Annotated in this window: 16 protein-coding genes; 14 read left to right on the top strand and 2 right to left on the bottom strand. The window is 61.4% G+C overall.

The features are described 5' to 3' along the window. Positions 1–129 precede the first annotated feature (129 nt). The 13 genes from BLP10_RS12595 (at position 130) to dnaE (ending at position 17,129) form a co-directional block, all read left to right on the top strand. On the top strand, positions 130–744 hold the full coding sequence (locus tag BLP10_RS12595) for an NADH-quinone oxidoreductase subunit J (RefSeq protein WP_091134907.1): 615 nt from the start codon (positions 130–132) through the stop codon (positions 742–744). Between the two features lie 11 nt (positions 745–755). Next, entirely contained in the window at positions 756–1,064 is a 309-nt protein-coding gene (nuoK, locus tag BLP10_RS12590) for an NADH-quinone oxidoreductase subunit NuoK (protein WP_091134906.1), read from the top strand. Positions 1,065–1,087: 23 nt separating this feature from the next. After that, on the top strand, positions 1,088–3,115 hold the full coding sequence (nuoL, locus tag BLP10_RS12585) for an NADH-quinone oxidoreductase subunit L (RefSeq protein WP_091134904.1): 2,028 nt from the start codon (positions 1,088–1,090) through the stop codon (positions 3,113–3,115). A gap of 2 nt (positions 3,116–3,117) precedes the next feature. Then, positions 3,118–4,629, top strand: coding sequence for an NADH-quinone oxidoreductase subunit M (locus BLP10_RS12580; protein ID WP_091134901.1), 1,512 nt, complete (start codon positions 3,118–3,120; stop codon positions 4,627–4,629). A 7-nt stretch (positions 4,630–4,636) separates the two neighbouring features. After that, positions 4,637–6,076, top strand: a complete 1,440-nt coding sequence (gene nuoN, locus BLP10_RS12575) for an NADH-quinone oxidoreductase subunit NuoN (RefSeq protein WP_091135096.1) — start codon at positions 4,637–4,639, stop codon at positions 6,074–6,076. Then, the gene (locus BLP10_RS12570) at positions 6,076–6,882 is read left to right on the top strand and encodes a biotin--[acetyl-CoA-carboxylase] ligase (protein WP_091134899.1); all 807 of its coding nucleotides are present in this window, start codon (positions 6,076–6,078) and stop codon (positions 6,880–6,882) included. The genes nuoN and BLP10_RS12570 overlap by 1 nt, the downstream gene beginning before the upstream one ends. Positions 6,883–6,910: 28 nt before the next feature. Further along, positions 6,911–8,584, top strand: coding sequence for a ribonuclease J (locus tag BLP10_RS12565; protein ID WP_091134897.1), 1,674 nt, complete (start codon positions 6,911–6,913; stop codon positions 8,582–8,584). Positions 8,585–8,619: 35 nt separating this feature from the next. Then, positions 8,620–9,024, top strand: coding sequence for a methylmalonyl-CoA epimerase (gene mce, locus BLP10_RS12560; protein WP_091134893.1), 405 nt, complete (start codon positions 8,620–8,622; stop codon positions 9,022–9,024). 10 nt (positions 9,025–9,034) lie between these two features. After that, positions 9,035–9,370: a DUF1467 family protein gene (locus BLP10_RS12555; RefSeq protein WP_244510505.1), complete on the top strand. Its 336-nt coding sequence runs from the start codon at positions 9,035–9,037 to the stop codon at positions 9,368–9,370. A 591-nt stretch (positions 9,371–9,961) separates the two neighbouring features. Then, complete coding sequence (gene proS, locus BLP10_RS12550; protein WP_091134891.1) at positions 9,962–11,290, top strand: proline--tRNA ligase; 1,329 nt, start codon at positions 9,962–9,964, stop codon at positions 11,288–11,290. 5 nt (positions 11,291–11,295) lie between these two features. Further along, positions 11,296–12,570: a lipoprotein-releasing ABC transporter permease subunit gene (locus BLP10_RS12545; RefSeq protein WP_091134889.1), complete on the top strand. Its 1,275-nt coding sequence runs from the start codon at positions 11,296–11,298 to the stop codon at positions 12,568–12,570. Positions 12,571–12,572: 2 nt separating this feature from the next. After that, positions 12,573–13,268 (top strand): ABC transporter ATP-binding protein, encoded by a 696-nt coding sequence (locus BLP10_RS12540; protein ID WP_091134887.1) that lies wholly within the window; start codon positions 12,573–12,575, stop codon positions 13,266–13,268. Positions 13,269–13,655: 387 nt separating this feature from the next. After that, entirely contained in the window at positions 13,656–17,129 is a 3,474-nt protein-coding gene (dnaE, locus tag BLP10_RS12535) for a DNA polymerase III subunit alpha (protein WP_091134885.1), read from the top strand. A 19-nt stretch (positions 17,130–17,148) separates the two neighbouring features. Here the strand turns inward: dnaE and BLP10_RS12530 are convergent, their stop codons facing one another. Both BLP10_RS12530 and BLP10_RS12525 read right to left on the bottom strand, forming a co-directional pair. After that, entirely contained in the window at positions 17,149–18,399 is a 1,251-nt protein-coding gene (locus BLP10_RS12530) for an MFS transporter (protein ID WP_091134883.1), read from the bottom strand. Between the two features lie 77 nt (positions 18,400–18,476). Then, positions 18,477–19,313 carry an alpha/beta fold hydrolase gene (locus BLP10_RS12525; protein WP_091134880.1) on the bottom strand — a complete coding sequence of 279 codons (837 nt, stop codon included), beginning with the start codon at positions 19,311–19,313 and terminating at the stop codon, positions 18,477–18,479. Positions 19,314–20,931: 1,618 nt separating this feature from the next. On the opposite strand from BLP10_RS12525, the gene BLP10_RS12515 reads away from it, so the two are divergent. Further along, positions 20,932–21,948 (top strand): 30S ribosomal protein S2, encoded by a 1,017-nt coding sequence (locus tag BLP10_RS12515; protein WP_091134876.1) that lies wholly within the window; start codon positions 20,932–20,934, stop codon positions 21,946–21,948. Positions 21,949–22,044 lie beyond the last annotated feature (96 nt).

Genomic DNA, 22,044 nt, shown 5'->3' with positions numbered 1-22,044 from the left:
CCCGGCAAGGGCAGGGGGCAAGCATGTCCGGCGGGTTGTTCCCGTCGGGTTCGGAATTTATAGACAGGTCACCGGATTCGCCGGGGCCACGTCGGAAGGGGCCGCTCTCGGGGCGGCTTGTGTTTGAGCATGACGGTTACCGCCGCCTTCTTTTATCTGTTCGCGACAATCACGATTGCCTCGGGCTTCATGGTCATCGCCTCGCGCAATCCTGTGCAGTCGGTGCTCTTCCTCATCCTGGCCTTCGTCAATGCGGCGGGCCTGTTCCTGATGATGGGAGCCGAGTTCCTGGCGATGATCCTCATCATCGTCTATGTGGGCGCGGTCGCGGTGCTCTTCCTCTTCGTCGTCATGATGCTCGACGTGGATTTCGCGGCGCTCCGCCAGGGCTTCCTGCAGTACCTGCCGGTGGGCGGCCTGATCGGCATCGTCCTGCTCATTGAGCTCATCTTCGTCGTGAGCGCCTATGTGGTCGATCCGGGCCTCGTCCGCACGCCTGCGGTCCCGATCCCGGCCGCCGACGTGATGACCAACACCGAGGCCCTCGGCCATGTGCTCTACACCCGCTATTTCTACTTCTTCCAGGCAGCGGGCCTCATCCTGCTGGTGGCCATGATCGGCGCCATCGTGCTGACCCTGCGTGAGCGCGTGGGCGTTCGCCGCCAGGACATCTCGATGCAGAACGCCCGCACCCAGGAAACCGCCGTCGAGCTGCGGAAGGTTCCCTCCCGCCAGGGCATTTAAGGAGACACGCGATGGTTATCGGACTGGGCCATTATCTCACCGTCGCCGCCGTGCTCTTCACGCTCGGCGTGTTCGGCATCTTCATCAACCGGAAGAACGTCATCGTCATCCTGATGTCCATCGAGCTGATCCTGCTCTCAGTGAACATCAACATGGTGGCCTTCTCGACCCATCTCGGCGACATCGTCGGCCAGGTTTTTGCCCTCCTGATCCTCACGGTCGCGGCGGCAGAGGCCGCCATCGGCCTTGCCATTCTGGTGGTCTTCTTCCGCAACCGCGGCTCCATCGCGGTTGAAGACGTGAACATGATGAGAGGCTAAGCCCACAGGGCTGAGTAAACGCAATGTACCACGCAATCGTTTTCCTGCCGCTCGTCGGCTTCCTCATCGCAGGTATTTTCGGCCGGGTTCTCGGTCCGAGGCCCAGCGAGATCATCACGACCGCGCTGCTTTTCATCGCGGCAGTTCTCTCCTGGGTGTCCTTCATCAGCGTCGGCTTCGGCGATGGTGCGACCCGGGTCCAGGTCGCCCAGTGGATGTCCGTAGGCGACCTTCAGGTCGATTGGGCGTTTCGCATCGATACGCTCACCGCCATGATGCTGGTGGTGGTCAACACCGTGTCGGCGCTCGTGCACCTCTATTCCATCGGCTACATGCACGAGGATCCGCACCGTCCGCGCTTCTTCGCCTATCTGTCGCTCTTCACCTTCGCCATGCTCATGCTGGTGACGGCGGACAACCTAGTCCAGATGTTCTTCGGCTGGGAAGGCGTGGGTCTCGCGAGCTACCTTCTCATCGGCTTCTGGTACAAGAAGGACTCCGCCAACGCCGCGGCCATGAAGGCCTTCATCGTCAACCGCGTCGGCGATTTCGGCTTCCTGCTCGGCATCTTCACGATCTTCGTGCTGTTCAATGGCGTCACCTTCGACTCCATCTTCCCGCGCGTCGCGGAATTCGCCGATGCCAAGTTCATGTTCCTTGGGATCGAATGGCATGCCCTGACGATCGCCTGCCTGCTGCTCTTCATGGGCGCGATGGGTAAGTCGGCTCAGTTCCTGCTGCACACCTGGCTGCCGGACGCGATGGAGGGACCGACACCGGTTTCCGCTCTCATCCACGCCGCCACCATGGTGACCGCTGGCGTGTTCATGGTCGCGCGCCTGTCGCCTGTCTTCGAGTACGCGCCCGCCGCTCTCACCGTCGTCACCGTCATCGGCGGCATCACGGCCTTCTTCGCGGCGACCGTCGGTCTCGTTCAGAACGACATCAAGCGCGTGATCGCCTATTCCACCTGCTCGCAGCTCGGCTACATGTTCGTGGGCCTCGGCGTCGGCGCCTATGGCGCTGGCGTGTTTCACCTCTTCACGCACGCCTTCTTCAAGGCTCTGCTGTTCTTGGGCGCAGGCTCGGTCATCCATGCCATGCACCATGAGCAGGATATGCGCTACATGGGCAATCTGCGTCGCTACATCCCGCTCACCACGGCGATGATGGCCATCGGCACCCTCGCGCTCACCGGTTTCCCGTTCACGGCAGGCTACTACTCCAAGGACGCGATCATCGAGGCAGCCTACGCCTCGCACAGCACGGCCGGTTCCTTTGCCTTCCTGGCGACCGTGGTCGCGGCCTTCATGACCTCGTTCTACTCCTGGCGCCTGTTCTTCCTCACCTTCGAGGGCAATGCACGCTGGTCCCATGCGGATCACCACGCTCATGGCCATCACGAAGGCGTGGAGCATGACGACCACAGCCATGACGTGGAGCCCGCAACCCATGCGGATCACGAGCACGGCCACCATGGGCATCATATGCCTCACGAGAGCCCGCTGGTGATGCTGGTGCCGCTCATCGTGCTGGCTATCGGCGCAGTCCTTGCCGGTATCGTCTTCCACGGCGCCTTCATCGGCGAGGGGTATCAGGAGTTCTGGAAGGGTGCCCTGTTCACCCGTCCGGAGAACAATATCCTGGAAGAGATGCATCATCTCCCGGGCTGGGTGCCGCTGCTCCCGACCGTCATGATGATCCTCGGCTTCCTGCTCGCCGTGTACATGTACATCATCGATTCCAAGCAGCCGGCACGGCTCGCAGCGGATCACCCGATCCTGTACCGCTTCCTGCTCAACAAGTGGTACTTCGACGAGCTGTATGACGCGATCTTCGTGCGTCCCGCCATGGCCATCGGCCGCTTCTTCTGGCGCACGGGCGATCAGAAGATCATCGACGGGCTCGGCCCGGACGGCATCTCGGCTCGCGTGCTCGACGTGACGCGTGGCACCGTGCGGATGCAGACCGGCTACGTCTATCACTACGCCTTCGCGATGCTGATCGGCGTTGCGGCTCTCGTGACCTACTATCTCTTCAGGGGAGCTTAACAATGTTCGGCTTCGGCATCCTCTCGGGCCTTCTCATCCTCCCGCTCGTCGGCGCGGCCTTCATCCTGACGCTTCGCGGCGACAGCGAGGCGGCCCGCTCCAACGCTCGCTGGGCGGCCCTTGCCACCACGCTCGCCACCTTCGTGCTTTCGCTCGTGGCCTGGAACCGTTTCGATACGGCGACAGCCGCATTCCAGCTGGTGGAAGTTCATCCCTGGCTTGCCGAGAACATCAGGTTCAAGCTCGGTGTCGACGGCTTCTCCATGCCGCTCATCCTGCTCACCACGTTCCTGATGCCGTTCTGCATCCTGGCGTCGTGGGATTCCATCGGCCATCGGGTGAAGGAGTACTACGTCGCTTTCCTCGTCCTCGAGACCACCATGATCGGCGTGTTCTGCGCGCTCGACCTCGTGCTCTTTTACCTGTTCTTCGAGGCAGGCCTCATTCCGATGTTCCTCATCATCGGCATCTGGGGCGGCAAGCGGCGCATCTACGCCAGCTTCAAGTTCTTCCTCTATACGCTGCTCGGCTCGGTGCTGATGCTGCTCGCCATCATGGCCATGTACTGGCAGGCCGGCACCACGGACATCCCGACGCTGCTCGCGTTCAAGTTCCCGTACAACCTGCAGATTTGGCTGTGGCTCGCCTTCTTCGCCTCGTTCGCGGTGAAGATGCCCATGTGGCCGGTCCATACCTGGTTGCCCGATGCGCACGTGGAGGCGCCGACGGCCGGTTCTGTGATCCTGGCGGGCGTGCTCCTGAAGATGGGCGGATACGGCTTCATCCGAGTGTCGCTGCCGATGTTCCCGGAGGCGTCGCTCTACTTCGCGCCGCTCGTGTTCGCGCTTTCGGTCATTGCGATCGTCTACACCTCGCTGGTGGCGCTGATGCAGGAGGACATCAAGAAGCTCATCGCCTATTCGTCAGTGGCGCATATGGGCTTCGTGACCATGGGCCTGTTCAGCATGAATGAGCAGGGCATCCAGGGCGCGATGTTCACCATGATCTCTCACGGCCTGGTTTCCGGCGCGCTCTTCCTCTGCGTCGGCGTAATCTACGACCGGATGCATACCCGCGAGATCAAGGCTTATGGCGGCCTCGTGAACCGCATGCCCATGTATGCGGTGGTCTTCCTGATCCTCACCATGGCCAACGTGGCCCTGCCGGGCACCTCGGGCTTCATCGGCGAGTTCCTGACCCTCATGGGAGCGTTCCGCTCCAATACCTGGGTGGCGTTCTTCGCCACGACGGGCGTGATCCTCTCGGCCGCTTATGCCCTGTGGCTGTACCGCCGCGTGGTTTACGGAGAGCTCGACAAGCCTGCGCTTCAGGGCATCACGGATCTGAACCGTCGCGAGATCATCACTTTCGCACCGCTCATCCTGTTGATCATCTATTACGGCGTGCAGCCCGGCCCGATCCTCGACGCCTTCGCTGTGCCGACGGACGCGCTCCTGCAGAACGTCCAGGCCGCACTCGCCACCGTGAAAACGGCTGCTGTCGCAGCACACTGAGGTCATGATGAATCCCGTCCTCACCATTCCCGATTTCGCTCCCGTGCTGCCGGAGATCATCCTGGCAGCGGGCGCTCTCGTCCTGGTCCTGTTCGGCGCAATCCGTGGCGAGCGCTCCGGAGAGGGCATGAACTTCATCGCTCTCGCGCTTCTGGCTGTCGCCTTCGTGGCAGTTCTCATGCTGCCGTCCGAGCGCGTGGAGACCATGGGCGGTTCCTTCGTGGTCGATAGCTTCGCCAAGTTCATGAAGTCGCTGACCCTCCTTGCCTCGGCAGGCGGCGTCATTCTCTCCATGGACTATATGCGCCGCGAGGGTATCTACCGCTTCGAGTACCCGATCCTCATCGTGCTCTCGACGCTCGGCATGATGATGGTGATCTCGGCGAATGACCTGATCGCCCTTTATCTCGGCCTCGAACTGCTCAGCCTCTCGTCCTACGTGATCGCCGCTTTCGACCGCGACAATGTCCGTTCGACCGAGGCCGGCCTCAAGTATTTCGTCCTGGGCTCGCTCTCTTCGGGCATGCTGCTCTATGGCGCTTCGCTGGTCTACGGCTTTACCGGCAACGTCTCGTTCCCGGCGATTGCCGGCATCCTGCAGGGGCAGGTGGGTCTGGGCGCCATCGTCGGTGTCGTGTTCGTTGCGGCCGGTATCGCCTTCAAGATCTCCGCCGTTCCGTTCCACATGTGGACGCCGGATGTGTACGAGGGCTCGCCGACCCCTGTGACGGCCTTCTTCGCCGCCGCTCCCAAGATGGCCGGCATGGCCATGGCGACCCGCGTGTTCATCGATGCCTTCCCGAACATCCTCGGCCAGTGGCAGCAGATCATCGTCTTCATCTCCATCGCCTCCATGGCGCTGGGTTCCTTCGCGGCCATCGGCCAGCGTAACCTCAAGCGCCTGATGGCCTATTCCTCCATCGGCAACGTCGGCTACGCGCTCATCGGCCTTGCCGCCGGCACGGTCGAGGGCATTCAGGGCGTGGTCGTCTATATGGCGATCTACCTTGCCATGACGCTGGGTTCTTTCGCCGTGATCCTCGGCCTGCGCCGCGGCAAGGTGATGTTCGAGAATATCGAGGACCTGTCGGGCCTTGCCCGCACGCATCCCGTGCTCGCCTTCTGCCTGGGCATGATGATGTTCTCGCTGGCGGGCATTCCGCCTCTCGCCGGCTTCTTCGCGAAGTTCGCGGTGTTCAACGCAGCGATCAATGCCAACCTCGTTGCACTCGCCATCATCGGCGTGGTCACCAGCGTCGTGGGCGCCTACTACTACCTGCGCATCGTGAAGGTGATGTACTTCGATGAGCCCGGCGCCGCTTATGACGCGATGCCCGTCGGCGTGAAGTTCGTTCTGGCACTGTCCAGCATCTTCGTGGTGCTCTTCGGCATCGTCCCGGCTCCGCTGGTCGCTGCCGCAGGCGCTGCTGCACGCTCCCTCTTCTGATGGTGAAACTGTCGCCTGAAGCCGAGACGGCCGGCTATCGGCTTATCTCCCTTGAGGCGACGGACTCCACGAACGACGATGCACTCCAGGCCGCGCGCTCGGGCGATCCCGGCGTGCTCTGGATCGTTGCCGGAGAGCAGCGCGCGGGCAGGGGGCGTCATGGACGCCAATGGTCTTCCCCCGGAGGCAATCTCTACGCGAGCCTGCTGTTGATCGACCCTTGCGAGGTGCATCACGCCCCGCAGCTCGGCTTCGTCGCAGGCCTTGCGTTGCACGAGGCAGTCGAGGCGGTGACGGGCCTGGGAGCGCCGCGTCTCTCTCTCAAATGGCCGAACGATCTCCTTCTCGATGGTGCGAAGGTTTCGGGCCTTCTCCTCGAAGGGCACCGCCTGGAGAATAATGGTCCGCTTGCGATCGTCATCGGCATCGGCGTGAACGTGGCCTTCGCCCCCACCGGGACACCCTATCCGGCCATGGCCCTGCAGAATGCGAAGCAAGGGCTGACCCGCGAGGTCATGTTCCAGGCCCTGTCGGCCTCCTTCGCGCGAACCTTCTCCGCCTGGCGCAGTGCGGCTCGCATGAATGCGGCAGATCCGTTCGGGCCGATCCGGAGGCTTTGGCTGGAGCGCGCGGCTGGGGTCGGACAGGAAGTGACCCTTCGCCTGCCGTCCGGCGAGAAGCGCGGCATCTTCGAAGGGCTCGATAAATTCGGACGTCTGCAACTGAAAACCGCCGCGGCAGCGGAACAGATCGACGCGGGCGATCTTTATTTTCCCAATTTACTGCACGATATAGCCAAGCCTTAGAGCTGGCATGACAAGGTCTTTATCAAGTATGGCATCCTCCCAGGACGAACTGGTCTTTCTGCCCCTCGGCGGGCTTGGCGAAATCGGCATGAATGCCGCGCTCTATGGCTTCGGCCCTGAGACCGATCGGCAATGGATTCTCGTCGATTGCGGCATGGGCTTCGGCAGCGAGGAGCAACTGCCCGGGATCGATCTCGTCTATCCGGATCTGCGCTTCATCGAGGAGGAGCGGCACAACCTTCTCGGAATCTTCATCACGCATGCGCATGAGGATCACATCGGCGCGCTGGTGGAGATGTGGCCGCGCTTGCGCGCCCCGGTTTATGCCACCAAATTCGCCATCGGACTTCTCGAAACCCGTCGTCTCTCGGAGCCGAATGCGCCGAAGATCGAATTGAATGAGATCGCGCCGGGCCAGCGTCTTACACTCGGAAATTTCGACATCGAGTACGTCCCGGTTGCCCACTCGATTCCCGAGTCGAACGCTTTGGCCATCCGCACACCGCAGGGCCTCGTCGTGCATACCGGCGACTGGAAGCTCGACCCGACGCCGTATCTCGGCAGCCTGACGTCGGAGGAGACATTCCGGAAACTGGGCGAGGAGGGTGTCCTCGCGCTCATCTGCGATTCCACAAATGTGGTGCGTGAGGGCGAAAGCCCGAGCGAGGCGGATGTGGCCAGAAACCTCGCTGAGCTCATCAGGAATGCGCCTCATCGCGTGGCGATCACAACCTTCGCCTCCAACGTCGCGCGCATTCGCTCTGTCGCGGAAGCCGCTCGGGAATGCGGACGCGAGGTCGTAGTGGTCGGCCGCGCAATGGACCGTGTCGTCGAAGTGGCGAAGGAATGCGGCTATCTGGATGATCTGCCGGAATTCCGCTCGGCTGATAACTACGGCTACCTACCGCGTGACAAGGTTGTTGCCGTTCTGACAGGTTCGCAGGGTGAGCCGCGCGCGGCGCTTGCGCGCATCGCCTCCGACGAACACCCCGACATCACGCTCACTGCCGGGGACCGCGTGATCTTCTCCTCCCGCGCCATCCCCGGAAACGAGAAGGCTGTCGGCTCCATCATCAACAGCCTGATCGATCAAGGCATCGAGATCATCACCGACCGTACCGAACTCGTTCACGTTTCCGGCCACCCGCGCCGAGGCGAGCTTGCGAAGATGTACGAGTGGACGAAGCCGCGCATCGCCATTCCCGCCCATGGCGAGCCGTTGCACCTTGCCGAGCACGCCAAGTTCGCGCGCGAGCAGGGCGTGCCGGAAGTGGTCCGCGCGAAGAACGGCACTCTCGTCCGCCTTGCCCCCGGCAAGGCCGAGATCGTCGACACTATTCCGGCTGGCCGCGTCTACAAGGACGGCAATATCGTCATCCCCGCTGGCGAGCGTGCCTTGCCGGAGCGCCGCAAGCTGGCCTTCGCGGGTATCGTGACGGTGGCAATCGCGCTCGACGACAGGGGCGAGATCGCAGGCGATCCGGTGGTGGACGCCATGGGCCTGCCCGAGAAAAGCAGGCAAGGGCGCGACCTCACCGATATCATTGCCGATACGGTGGCCGATACGCTGGACGGTCTCTCCAAAGCCAAACGCCGAGATTCCGAGGCGGTGGAGAACGCGGTTCACCGTGCCGTCCGCGCAGCCGTGAATCAGGAGTGGGGCAAGAAGCCAGCCTGCCATGTCCTCGTGATCGAGGTATAAGGCGGCTAAGGTCCAGTCTTTGGAGGAAGTCCGGAATGCTCGGTCGTCTGAACCACGTGGCCATCGCCGTTCGCGATATCGCTGCGGCCTCTAATCTTTATCGCGGCACACTCGGTGCTCAGGTATCCGAGCCGGAAGCGCTCGAAGAGCATGGCGTCACCGTTGTGTTCATCACATTGCCGAACACCAAGATCGAGCTTCTGGAACCTCTCGGCGCGGACTCGCCCATCGCCAAGTTCCTGGAGAGGAACCCCGATGGCGGCATCCACCATGTCTGCTATGAAGTCGATGATATTCTCGCCGCGCGGGACCGGCTTGTGAATTCCGGGGCCAGAGTGCTTGGTTCAAGTGAGCCAAAGACCGGAGCCCACGGAAAACCAGTGCTTTTCCTGCATCCGAAGGATTTCAACGGGACCCTCATCGAACTCGAACAAGCCTGAGGATATTCTGTTGATACGACTCATCAAAGCCCTGTCCGCGTCGGTCTGGTCGACCCTTGCCGCAATGGCCGTGATTTCAGCCGGTGCGATCGCTCTCGTGGTGAGCCTCTTCGGCCTGCGCGTATCCGGAGGCCTCGCCCTCTATTTCGTGATCTGGTGGGTCACGCTTTTCGCAATTCTTCCCTTCGGCATTCGCAGTCAGGTGGAAAGCGGGGAAGTGGTGGCCGGCAGCGAGCCCGGGGCTCCCTCTGCGCCGTCGCTGCAGGAAAAGGCGATCTGGACCACGCTGGTGTCGTCCGTGGTTCTGCTGATTGTCGTTGCAGTGTTTCCGCTTGCGGGGCTCTAAGCCGGCGCCCAGTCCTCAATTTGCGTGAGGTTTTCCCGCTTCGGCTCCGCTGGAATGGAGGCCGGTCGAAGCCTCATGAAGGCAATTGGATGCGGAGGCGATATCTAGCGGCTTCATTCCAGGTCCTGCGAGCGGACACCCCCATGCACAAAGCTCTGTCTGGCAAGGCAGCTGGCTTGGCAGCGGCAAGTAGATCATAGGAAAACGAGGAGCTGAAAAAGAAAAAGCAAGGCTTTCGCCTTGCCTAAACCGCCTTTTGGCGTTGTTTATGACCCCTGGCATCTTGGCGCCGGCGCCTCTTTGGCGCTTAGGGATCGTGTTCCTCCCGAAACTCGGACCGCAGCCTCTGCCTTCTTTGAAGGTCTAAGACGTTAGCTCTTTCTTTATAGTTGCCTTCCCTAGCGGTGTCACCTTTTTTGGGCGGCTCCTGATGCATTTTGAGGCATTTATTGTATTGATCTTTGGTCTAATCCATCTCGCCGCAGGCCCGTGGGGGCGATGGTGCCTTGTCTTTTCCTCAAGGCCTGTGTTGTGTGCTGGAAACGAGTCGTGACTCACTGTTCCATTCCTGAACGAGACTGAAGGCGTCCTATGCGTTTGAGCCGCTATTTCCTCCCCATTCTCCGCGAGACGCCTAAAGAAGCGGAGATCATGTCCCACCGCCTGATGCTGCGCGCCGGCATGATCCGCCAGGAATCGGCGGGCATCTATGCCTGGTTGCCGCTGGGCCTCAAGGTGCTCAACAAGGTCAATGCCATTGTCCGCGAGGAGCAGAACCGCTCCGGCGCCATCGAGCTGCTGATGCCGACGATCCAATCCGCAGACCTCTGGCGTGAGTCGGGCCGTTACGATGCCTACGGCAAGGAGATGCTGCGCATCCAGGACCGGCACGAGCGCGAGATGCTCTTCGGTCCCACCAACGAAGAAATGATCACGGAGATCTTCCGAGGCTATGTGCGCTCCTACAAAGATCTGCCTCTGAACCTTTATCACATTCAATGGAAGTTCCGTGACGAGGTGCGGCCGCGCTTCGGCGTCATGCGCTCGCGCGAGTTCCTGATGAAGGACGCCTATTCCTTCGATCTGGATCAGGCTGGCGCTGTCCATTCCTACAACAAGATGTTCGTGGCCTACCTGCGCACCTTCGCTCGCATGGGCCTGAAGGCGATCCCCATGCGGGCCGACACCGGCCCCATCGGCGGCAATCTGAGCCATGAATTCATCATTCTCGCCTCCACGGGCGAGAGCGAGGTGTTCAGCCACGCGGATTATCTGAACTACGACATCCCGGCCGAGGACACGAACTTCGACGACATCGCTAGCCTGCAAAGCATCGTCGACAAGTGGACCTCGCTCTATGCCGCGACATCCGAGATGCACGACGAGGCCGCCTTCAACGCGGTTCCCGAGGACAAGAAGATGTCGGCGCGCGGCATCGAAGTCGGCCATATCTTCTATTTCGGCACCAAGTATTCCGAGCCCATGGGCGCGAAGGTCATGGGGCCGGATGGGCAGGAACGCGAAGTTCATATGGGCTCCTATGGCATCGGGCCGAGCCGTCTGATCGCTGCCATCATCGAGGCAAGCCATGACGAGAACGGCATCATCTGGCCGGAGGCCGTGGCTCCGTTCGAGGTTGCGATCCTGAACCTCAAGGTCGGCGATTCCGGCACCGATGCAGCAAGCGAGAAGCTGTATCGCGAGCTGTCGGCGGCTGGACGCGACGTGCTTTACGATGACCGCGATGAGCGTCCAGGCGGCAAGTTCGCCACCGCCGACCTCATCGGCGTGCCGTGGCAGGTCCTGATCGGGCCAAAGGGACTCGCCGAAGGCAAGGTGGAGCTGAAGCACCGCGCCACAGGCGAACGCCAGCTTTTGTCGGTCGAGGATGTGGTTTCGCGGCTGACGGCACATAAATAAGCCCCATGGCCAAAGAAGCACTGACCGGAACCAAGCCTTTCTCGCCCTTCGAGTGGATGCTCGCAGGGCGTTATCTGCGCACGCGGCGGCGGGAAGGGTTCGTATCGGTTATTGCGGGCTTCTCGTTCCTCGGCATCATGCTGGGCGTCGCGACACTGATCGTGGTGCTCTCGGTCATGAACGGCTTCCGCAAGGAGCTGCTCGACAAGATCGTGGGCATCAACGGCCACATCTTCGTCGCGCCCATCGAGAGCCCGCTCACGGATTATCCGGAAGTGGCGGCGCGCATCGCCGCGGTGCCGGGGGTGAGGCGTGCCATCCCGCTTGTGGAGGGGCAGGCTTTCGGCTCCTCGCAATATAACGGCAGCGGCGTTCTGGTGCGCGGCATTCGTGGCAATGACCTGCGCCAGATCGAACACATCGCCGGCAATATACGGCAGGGCACGCTCGAGAATTTCGAGGAAGGCGAGGGTGTCGCCATCGGCAGGCGTCTTGCTGAATCGCTTTCGATCCAGGCAGGCGATACGCTGACGCTGATCACGCCGCGCGGAGCCGCGACGCCTTTCGGCACTGCGCCGCGCGTGAAAGGTTACCCGGTGAAGGCCGTGTTCGAGATCGGCATGTCCGAGTTCGACAACACCTTCGTGTTCATGCCCCTGACGGAAGCGCAGAATTACTTCAACCGGCAGGGCGATGTTCCCCTGATCGAGGTCTATCTCAACGATGCCGATAGAGTGGACCAGGCGCGGGCCGCCATCGATGAGGCGGCAGGCAGGCCGATCATGATGACCGATTGGCGGCAACGCAATCGCACGTTCTTCGGCGCTCTGGAGGTGGAGCGGAACGTGATGTTCATCATCCTCGCTCTCATCGTTCTGGTCGCGGCCCTCAACATCATCTCCGGCTTGATCATGCTCGTGAAGGACAAGTCGGAGGACATCGCGATCCTGCGCACCATGGGCGCGACGCGCGGTTCCATCATGCGCATCTTCCTGATCACAGGCGCTTCCATTGGAGTGATCGGCACGCTCGCAGGCTTTGGCCTTGGGTTGCTGATTGCCGCCAACATTCAATCCATCCAGAATTTCCTGTCCTGGGCCACGAACTCGAATCTTTGGGATCCGACCCTGCGCTTCCTGAGCCAGATTCCTTCCGATGTGAATCCGGGCGAGGTTGCAACCGTTTTGGGAATGGCGCTCACCTTGTCGCTCCTGGCGACCCTCTATCCCTCCTGGCGGGCTGCGAAGCTCGATCCCGTCGAAGCGTTGCGTTACGGTTAGATATGGCGTCCGGACAAACTCAGCCCGCCCTTCACCTCTCCCAAGTCGAACGTCGCTATCCTCAGGGTGATACCTTCCTGGAGGTGCTGCGCGGGGCGGAGCTTGCGATATGGCCGGGGGAGATCGTGGCGCTCATTGCCCCTTCCGGCACGGGCAAGTCCACGCTGCTGCACGTGGCGGGCCTTCTCGAGAAGCCCGACGGCGGCGAGGTCTATGTGGGCGGCAAGCCCACGGCCCACATGAGCGACCAGGAACGGACCCGCGTGCGCCGCGAGGAACTGGGCTTCGTTTATCAGTTCCACCATCTGCTGCCTGAGCTGTCGGCGCTGGAGAACGTGGTCATTCCCCAGCTCATCCGTGGGCTGCCGAAGGCAGAGGCTGAGGACCGGGCCGGCCAGCTTCTGACCTTCCTCGGCTTGGCGAAGCGCCTCAAGCACCGTCCCGGCGAACTCTCCGGCGGCGAACAGCAGCGTGTCGCCATCGCCCGCGCCGTGGCCAACGCGCCGCGCCTGCTCCTGGCGGACGAACCGACAGGCAATCTCGATCCGCACACGGCTGACCGCGTGTTTCAGACGCTGGTCGCCATCGTGCGCGCCTCGCGCCTCGCGGCTCTCATCGCGACGCACAATATGGATCTCGCCGCTCGCATGGACCGCCGCGTGACGATCCGCGACGGGCTGATCGTCCAGCTGCCTTAACCGCTTATCCACAGCCGCTCCGACCCTCCGCTCACAGAGCGTCAGAGGGAGCGGCTCGTTGCGTTTTAAGCCTTTGTTGACTCCGTCTCGAGTGCCGAATTCACAGGCGCTTTACAGGGAACATTTATCGAACATAAATGGACGCATAGAGAACACGGAGACTCAACATGGTTCGCATCATCCTCGAAACCGCCGCTGAAATCACCTCTCTCGTCATGTTCGGCTCCGCCGTGGCAATCTGGGCTCTGGTGCTGGCGCCGGTCGCCTGATACCCGCAATCCACAAGCATCCACGGGATTCACAGGAAGGTAGTCCTTCTCTCGCCCCGTTAGGCATTCAGGGGCAAGAATCGTGGCAATATGCGCGCTATTCATCGAGTAGAGTTTTATGGCGCGCATTCTTCAAGATATCGGCTTCGTCCACCTGCATGTGCATTCCTCGTATTCCTTGCTCGAGGGAGCACTGAAGATCGCGCAGCTCCAGAAGCTCGCGGCCGCCGACAAGCAACCGGCGATCGCACTCACCGATACCAATAACCTCTTCGGCGCACTCGAGTTTTCCGAGAAGATGGCAGGCTCCGGCATTCAGCCGATTGCCGGCGTCCAGCTCTCCGTCTGCTTCGAAGAGGCCGACCCGGTCGCCCGCGTGGTGCCGGTTCCTTCCAACATCGTGCTGCTCGCGCAGAACGAGGAGGGCTATCGCAACCTCATGCGTCTCGTGAGCGCCGCCTATTTCGGCGTCCCGCTCGGTGAGGAGCCCCGCGTGGCCGCGCCCATTCTCGCCAGTCATAGCGAGGGCCTGATTGCCCTGACAGGCGGCTTTACAGGGCCGCTCGATTGCGCGCTCCGCAATGGCGGACGCCAGGAACTGGCGCAGGCGCGGCTCGACATTCTGAAAAATGCGTTCGGCCATCAGCTCTATGTAGAGATCCAGCGTCATCATCTCGATGAGGAGCGGATGGTGGAGGGCGAGCTGATCGCTCTCGCGGACCGAAACGGTCTGCCGCTTGTGGCCGCCAACGAGCCGTTCTTCTCATCGCCGAAGGATTACGAGGCGCACGATGCGCTGCTCGCCATCGCAGAGGGGCAACTCGTCTCCAACGATAACCGACGCCGTCTGTCGCCCGAGCATCACTTCAAGACGCGGCAGCAGATGATGGAGCTGTTCTCCGATCTGCCGGATGCGCTGAACGCTACCGTCGAAATCGCGATGCGCTGCTCGACGCGCGTCAGAACCCGCAAGCCCATCCTGCCGAATTTCGGCACAGGTCCGGATGCTGCGAACCTTGATGAAGGCGAAGAGCTCCAGCGTCAGGCGGAGGAGGGGCTTGCCAAGCGCCTCGCCGCGCATGGTCCCGCGCCAGGCCTCACGGAGCAGGATTACCGCGACCGCCTTGCCTTCGAGGTCGGCATCATCCGCAAGATGAAGTTCCCCGGCTACTTCCTGATCGTGGCGGACTTCATCAAATGGGCGAAGGATCACGACATCCCCGTCGGCCCGGGCCGTGGTTCGGGTGCGGGTTCGCTCGTCGCCTACGCGCTCACCATCACCGATCTCGATCCGCTGCGTTTCAGCCTGCTCTTCGAGCGCTTCCTGAATCCCGAGCGCGTATCGATGCCGGACTTCGATATCGACTTCTGCGTGGACGGGCGTGAGCGCGTGATCGAATACGTGCAGCAGCGCTACGGCGAGGAGCAGGTCGCGCAGATCATCACCTTCGGTACGCTGCTCGCACGCGGCGTGATGCGCGACGTGGGCCGCGTTCTCGAAATGCCTTATGGCCAAGTGGACAAGCTCACCAAGCTCGTGCCGCAGAATCCGGCCAATCCAGTGACGCTGGCGCAGGCCATCGAAGGCGAGCCGAAGTTGCAGGCGGCCATCGAGGAAGAACCCGTCGTCAAGCGCATGCTCGACATCGCGCAGAAGCTCGAGGGCCTGCACCGCCACGCCTCGACGCACGCCGCCGGCGTCGTGATCGGCGACCGTCCGCTGCAGGAACTGGTGCCGCTCTACCGAGACCCGAAAACCGGCATGCGCGTGACCCAGTTCAACATGAAGTGGGTTGAGCAGGCGGGCCTTGTGAAGTTCGACTTCCTTGGCCTGAAGACGCTGACCGTGCTGCGGACGGCGGTCGATCTCATCAAGCGCAAGGGGATCGAGATCGATCTGTCGGCCCTGCCGCTCGATGACCGTAAATCTTACGAAATGCTGTGCAAGGGCGAGACGGTCGGCGTGTTCCAGGTGGAATCCGCGGGCATGCGAAAAGCGCTCGTCGAGATGGAAACCGACCGTTTCGAAGACATCATTGCGCTCGTCGCGCTCTACCGTCCGGGCCCGATGGCGAATATTCCGGTCTATTGCGCGCGCAAGCTCGGTAAGGATGAACACAACAAGAGAGATTGGTATCCTCACGAGAAGCTGGAGCCGATCCTACGCGAAACCTTCGGCATCATCGTCTACCAAGAGCAGGTGATGGAGGTCGCGAAGGTCCTTGCCGGCTACTCGCTCGGCGACGCGGATCTGCTCCGCCGCGCCATGGGTAAGAAGATCAAGTCCGAGATGGACGCGCAGCGCGAACGTTTCGTGTCGGGCTCGGTTGCAAACGGTCTCGACAAGGCGAAGGCGAACGAGATCTTCGACCTGCTCGCCAAGTTCGCGGATTACGGCTTCAACAAGAGTCACGCGGCGGCCTATGCCCTTGTCGCGTTCCAGACCGCGTATCTGAAGGCGAATTATCCGGTCGAGTTCCTGGCGGCGTCCATGACGCTCGATCTCGACAATACGGACAAGCTCTCCGAATTCCGCCGCGAGGCTCAACGGCTTGGATTCAAAGTCATTCCGCCGTCCATCAACCGCTCGGGCGTTGTGTTCGACGTGGTTTATGACGAGGAGGGCAAAGGCTCGATTCTTTACGCGCTCGCGGCCGTGAAGGGCGTGGGCCGGCAGGCCATCGAAGCGGTCGTTGAGGCGAGGGGCGATGAGCCCTTCAAGGATCTCGCCGATTTCGCGCGCCGTATCAACCCGAAGGCCCTCAACAAGCGGACGATCGAAAACCTCATTGCCGCCGGCGCCTTTGACGAACTGGAGCCGGACCGCGCGAAAGCCTGCGCCTCCATCGACGCCATGATGAGCCTTGCCCAGCAATCCTACGAGGCCGCGAATGGCGGCATGATCGACATGTTCGGTGGCATGAACTCGGCGGATGTTCAGTTGCGCATCCCATCCTATGAGCCATGGCCCGCAGCGGAACGTCTTCAGCGGGAATACGATGCGGTCGGATTCTTCCTCTCCGGACATCCTCTCGATGAATACGGCGATCTTCTGCAGAAGCTGCGCGTGCAGACCTGGGCCGAGTTCTGCCGGTCGGTGAAGGCTGGCAACTCCGTCGGCAAGGTCGCGGCTACCGTGCTCGACCGCCAGGAGCGCCGCACCAAGACCGGCAACAAGATGGGCATCCTCACCCTCTCGGATCAGACCGGCCAATACGAGGCTATCATCTTCTCCGAGGGACTCATGCGCCTGCGTGAGGTGCTGGAGCCCGGCACGGCGGTGGTCCTCATGCTTCAAGCCGGTCTTGAAGGCGAGGAGGTGAGGGCGCGTATCGGCATGGCCGAGCCTCTAGAGGAGGCCATTTCCAAGCACCAGAAGGGCATGCGCATCTTCCTGCGCGACGAGCGTCCCATTTCGAGCGTCTACGAACGCCTGAAGGCGAGAGGCGAGGGCGAGGTGTCCCTGGTTCTGATCCTCGACGAGGGCGATCGGGAGGTGGAGGTGAAGCTCCCCGGCAAGTACATGGCAACTCCGCAGATTGCCGGTGCCTTGCGTGCCGTTCCTGGCGTGGTGGAAGTGCAGATGAACTAGAACACGGCCGAGCGGATGGTCACCGGCTCATCCGCTCGATCTTTCTCAGCCGAAGCGCGCTGACGAACATGATGTAAAGCATGAAGGCGACGAAACCCGCCACCGCGTTCCAACCGCCTCCCGCCCAGAACCAGCCTCCCACAGCGCCCATGACGCTCGCGCCGACATAATAGGACAAGAGATACAGGGACGATGCATGTCCCTTCGATCCGACTGCCAGTCGTCCGACCCAGCCGCTTGCCACAGAGTGCGTCATGAAGAAGCCGACCGTGCTCGCGATTACTCCGGCAATAACGCCTGCAAGCGATGATAGAAGCGTCAGCGCGATCCCGACACTCATCGTGATGATGCCGACGAGAAGAACCGGAGAGCGTCCCAACCGGTCCGCGAGATTGCCCGCCAATGTGGATGCAACCGCGCCAAGGAAATAGACGGTAAAGATCGCGCCAATCTGCGCAGGACTGAGATTGAAGGGCGTGATGCTCAGCCGGAACGTCAGATAGTTGAACATGCTGACATTGATGCCGAGGCCGAGAAAGCCCGTGAGGAAAAGCAGTGGAAGGCCCGGGGTGCGCAAATGCTTCAGCCACGTATCCCTGTGATGCGCCAAAGGCCCTCTGGTACGCGGAAAGAAATTGCGCGACGGCGGCAGAAGGATGAAGAAGCCGAACGAAGCCATGAGGCCCAACACGCCGATGCCGCCCGACGCAACGCGCCAGGAGAAATACTCGGTCACGATACCGGCGCTGATGCGCCCGAGCATCGCGCCGAATGCCGTTCCCCCGACATAGAGGCCCATGGCTGTGCCGAGCGCCTTGGGATGAATCTCCTCGGCCAGATAAGCCATCGCGACGGCCGGCACGCCTCCAAGCACCAACCCTTCGAAGGCGCGCAGAATGAGCAGCATATGCCAGTCGGGCACGATGGAGCTGCCGATATGGAGAAGGGCTGCGCCGCACATCGAAACGAACATCAGGCCGCGACGGCTCACTGTTTCAGATAAGGCTCCAGCGCACAGGATCGCGAAGGCAAGACAGCCGGTTGTGAGAGAGAGTGCGAGCGAACCTACGGATGGGCTGATGCGGAATTCTTCCACGAGATAAGGCAGAAGCGGTTGTATCGCATAGATCAAGGAGAAGGTTGCAAAGCCTGCCAGAAATAATGCGAGACTGATCCGCCGGTAAGCTGGCGTGCCGCGCTCCGTCCATTGCGGAATGTGAGGAGCGACGTTCGCGTCGTCGCTTGACCTGGAATCAGGGTCGGCGGTCATTGCAGGGCTCGCAGGGAGATCTCATCGGTTACTAGCGCCTTGCGAGCTGCTCAACATCATCAGTTTGCTTCGACCAGCTATGGCGAAACAGTATGGGTCATTGATGGACTCTGCTCTGCCCTGAGGCCGCTTTGCCTCAGAAAATGCATCAGTTCTCCGAGCACCCGGTCAGGTTGTTCGCGATGAGGAACGTGTCCGCATGCCGACAGGACGACGGGCTCCACAGGGCCCGGAGTAAGGCGGGCGATGCGCTCAGGGTGGAGTTCCGAGCCGAATTCGTCCAGGTCGCCGTGAATGGCAAGCACCGGACAGCGGACCTGCTTCAAATCCTCCTCCAGGCTCCAGTTTTCGAATGCCGGAGCAAGCCATGTCTCGATCCATGCGTCCAGCACCCACCGGGCCTTGGAGCCGTGGTACCGCTCCAGCCGCTCGATCTGGCCTGGTTCCTGGAAGGCGACCTTGGCAGCCCTGATGCCCTCGAGGGTACGGTCCTCTACGAAGGCTTGCGCGGATTCGGTTACGAGTGCTTTGCAGATGTCTTGATGCCGTGCCGCCGTCGCCACCGCCATTCCGCCGCCGACGCTGTGACCAAAAGGAATCAGAATTCCCAGCCCCAATTGCTTGCGCAGCTGAGGAATACTCGTCTCAGCCTCGTCACGAATGAAATGAGGCGGCAACAATCCGGGGTAGGGGTCCGATTTGCCGAAACCAAGCCGGTCGTAAGCCACGACAGGGCGTTGAGTGGCGTGAGCCAGCTTTTCCGGAAAATCCCGCCAGAGATCAACGCAGCCGAGCGAATCGTGGAAGAGAAGAAAGGCTTCTTCCGGGCGCATTTTATTCGATGGCAGCCATACCTTCGCGAAGAGCTTTCCGCGCTGGGTTTCGATCCAATGCTCACCCGATGTCACGGTCATCTCACGCCGTTCCTTTGATGCTGTGATGCTGCCCCGGCTCCAATCCTTTGGAGGCGGGATTCGTTCTATGGGGGATGAGGTATTATCGGAAGTTAGACCTTTGAGCAGAATTGAATGTTTTTATCCCTCTGCTTCGGCGGATCGGAGCCCGGCCTACCCCCCAGACCATTTAAAAACAGCCTTGGCTCTTGTTGCTGAAGCGGCATGTCACGGCGCTCTGCGAACGGATTAATCTCGGCAGGCTCTGCGCTCTTCATGTTTGCGGAGGAGCACCTCATGGAACCTTGCATGAAGGATGACCGTTTTATGGCTCAGGCACGCTTTATACATAGACCTTGTCCTGTTGTATTGAGGTCTCATGCGGGCGATTGGTTGCCTCATAAGGCATAGATCTCATCTACCCAAGAATTGTAGAGTATTAAACGCTTATCGCAGATCTCAAGCTCTGCTGTATATTGCGTTACTATTTTTGTATCAACGTGTCGGAACAATATTCCTACTCGGGCGTCATCAGACCACTTGAGCTCATCATCCCGTTGAGTCCTCGCCAGTGTTAGTTTGTAAAGGTGAACCATGAAGCGTTCGCACGCTCTCGCTTTGTCTGCAGTGACCCTGTTCCTCGCCTCGTCTGCCGCATCCCAGGCTCAGGTTGTAAGACCTGGTCAGCAATGCCAGCCGGCTGTGGCAGATGCCTCGATGTATGGTGATTGTCGCCTCCGCATCGTCCGCGGAGAGGAGGTCTGCCGCTGCGCTATTCTTCCCCAGGCCCTGCGCAGCCAAAATCCTCAGGATCGAGACAATCTGGCAACCGGTTCGATCAGCCCGCTTCGCCAGTCAGGTTCTGGAACCCTTTCCGATAATGGAGGGCGCTCCGTAGGCGCTTCCGGAACATTGAGCGCGACAGCCTCAGGCTCCTCTGTCGGAGCAGGCTCCACTTCCAGCACAGGCTCGTCCGTGGGTGCGGGCGCTTCCGTAGGGGCAGGTTCCTCCACTGGCGGGGCAGTCTCGGCCGGTGCTGGAACAGCATCGAGCGGTGCCGTTGGGGGCGGCTCAACGGCAGTTGATGGTTCGCCTGGTTCATCCCTCGGAGGTGGAAGCACGAACGCCCCTGGAGGAAAAGGCAACAACGGGAACGGCCAAGGCCCTGGTAGCAACAATGGGAATGGTCAAGGTCCTGGCAACAATAACGGCTTAGGCAATGGATCTGAACCGGCCGACAACACCAGCACTGACGTAAAAGGCACCGATCCATCCAATCCGGGCGGCGGCAACGGTGGAGGAAATGGCGGCAGCAATGGCGGTGGAAATGGCGGAGGCAATGGTCGCGGCAGCCCCTAAGACTGCTCGGACGATTGGCGCTCAAGCCGCTCTTCGTGAATTCCTATAATTGTGTCATGTCCGAGAAGGCCCCTGGTTCAGCCGAGCCAGGGGCCTTCTCTTTAAAGCCCTATGCTTGAGCTGTCTTGGGGCAACGCTCGTTCTGGCTTGCGTTTAACTCGATTTGCCCCTATATGCGCCCCCATCCCACACGCGGAATCCCCTCATGAGCCCATGAGGATATCCCGGTGGCCGGCAAGGCCGGTTCACTGTTCCGCGGAGGCTTAACCGGAGAAAAACTATGGCGCTTCCTGAATTCTCGATGCGCAGCCTGCTTGAGGCTGGCGCTCACTTTGGCCACCAGGCCCACCGTTGGAACCCGAAGATGGGTCAATACATCTTCGGCACCCGCAACAACATCCACATCATCGACCTCGCTCAGTCGGTCCCGATGCTGCACCGCGCCCTCCAGGCCGTCAGCGACACGGTGGCCAAGGGCGGTCGCGTGCTCTTCGTCGGCACGAAGCGTCAGGCTGCTGACGCCGTTGCCGATGCCGCTAAGCGTTCGGCCCAGTACTATGTGAACTCCCGCTGGCTCGGCGGCATGCTCACGAACTGGAAGACGATCTCCGGCTCCATCGCCCGCCTGCGCAAGGTGGACGAAATCCTCGCCGGCGGCGGCCAGGGCCTCACGAAGAAAGAGCGCCTCATGCTCGCTCGTGAGAAGGAAAAGCTCGAGCGCGCTCTCGGCGGCATCAAGGACATGGGCGGCACGCCCGACCTGATCTTCGTCATCGACACCAACAAGGAGCAGCTCGCGATCCAGGAGGCTAACCGCCTTGGCATCCCGGTTGCCGCCATCGTCGACACGAACTGCGATCCGGACGGCATCACCTTCCCGGTTCCGGCCAACGACGACGCCGGTCGCGCAATCTCTCTCTACTGCGACCTCGTTGCCCGCGCTGCCCTCGACGGCATCTCCCGCGGCGCTGGTGAAATGGGCATCGACATCGGTGCTTCCGAGAACCCGATGGCTGAAGAGCTCCCGGTTGCCGACACCGCTGCCTATGAAGGCGAGCAGTTCGAGCGTCTGGCCGCCCCCCGTGGCGCCCCCGACGATCTGACCAAGCTCAACGGCGTTGGCCCGCAGCTCGAGAAGAAGCTGAACGAAGCCGGCATCTTCCACTACTGGCAGCTTGCCGCCATGCAGCCGGCCGATGTCGCTCAGCTCGACAAGGACCTGAAGCTGAACGGCCGCCTCGAGCGCGATGGCTGGATGGACCAGGCCCGCTCGATGATCGAAGCCGCTGCGGCGTAAATCTCTCGGCGCTGCATCGAGTAGCGCTCGAACGAATGATTGGGCCCGGCGTTCCATGAGCGCCGGGCTCCCTGTATGCACGAACCCTTGAAAGGA

The sequence above is a fragment of the Microvirga guangxiensis genome, assembly GCF_900102135.1.
Classification (GTDB): domain Bacteria; phylum Pseudomonadota; class Alphaproteobacteria; order Rhizobiales; family Beijerinckiaceae; genus Microvirga; species Microvirga guangxiensis.
The sequence above is the reverse complement of the archived record's forward strand: the minus strand, read 5'-3'. Positions and strand labels throughout refer to the sequence as shown.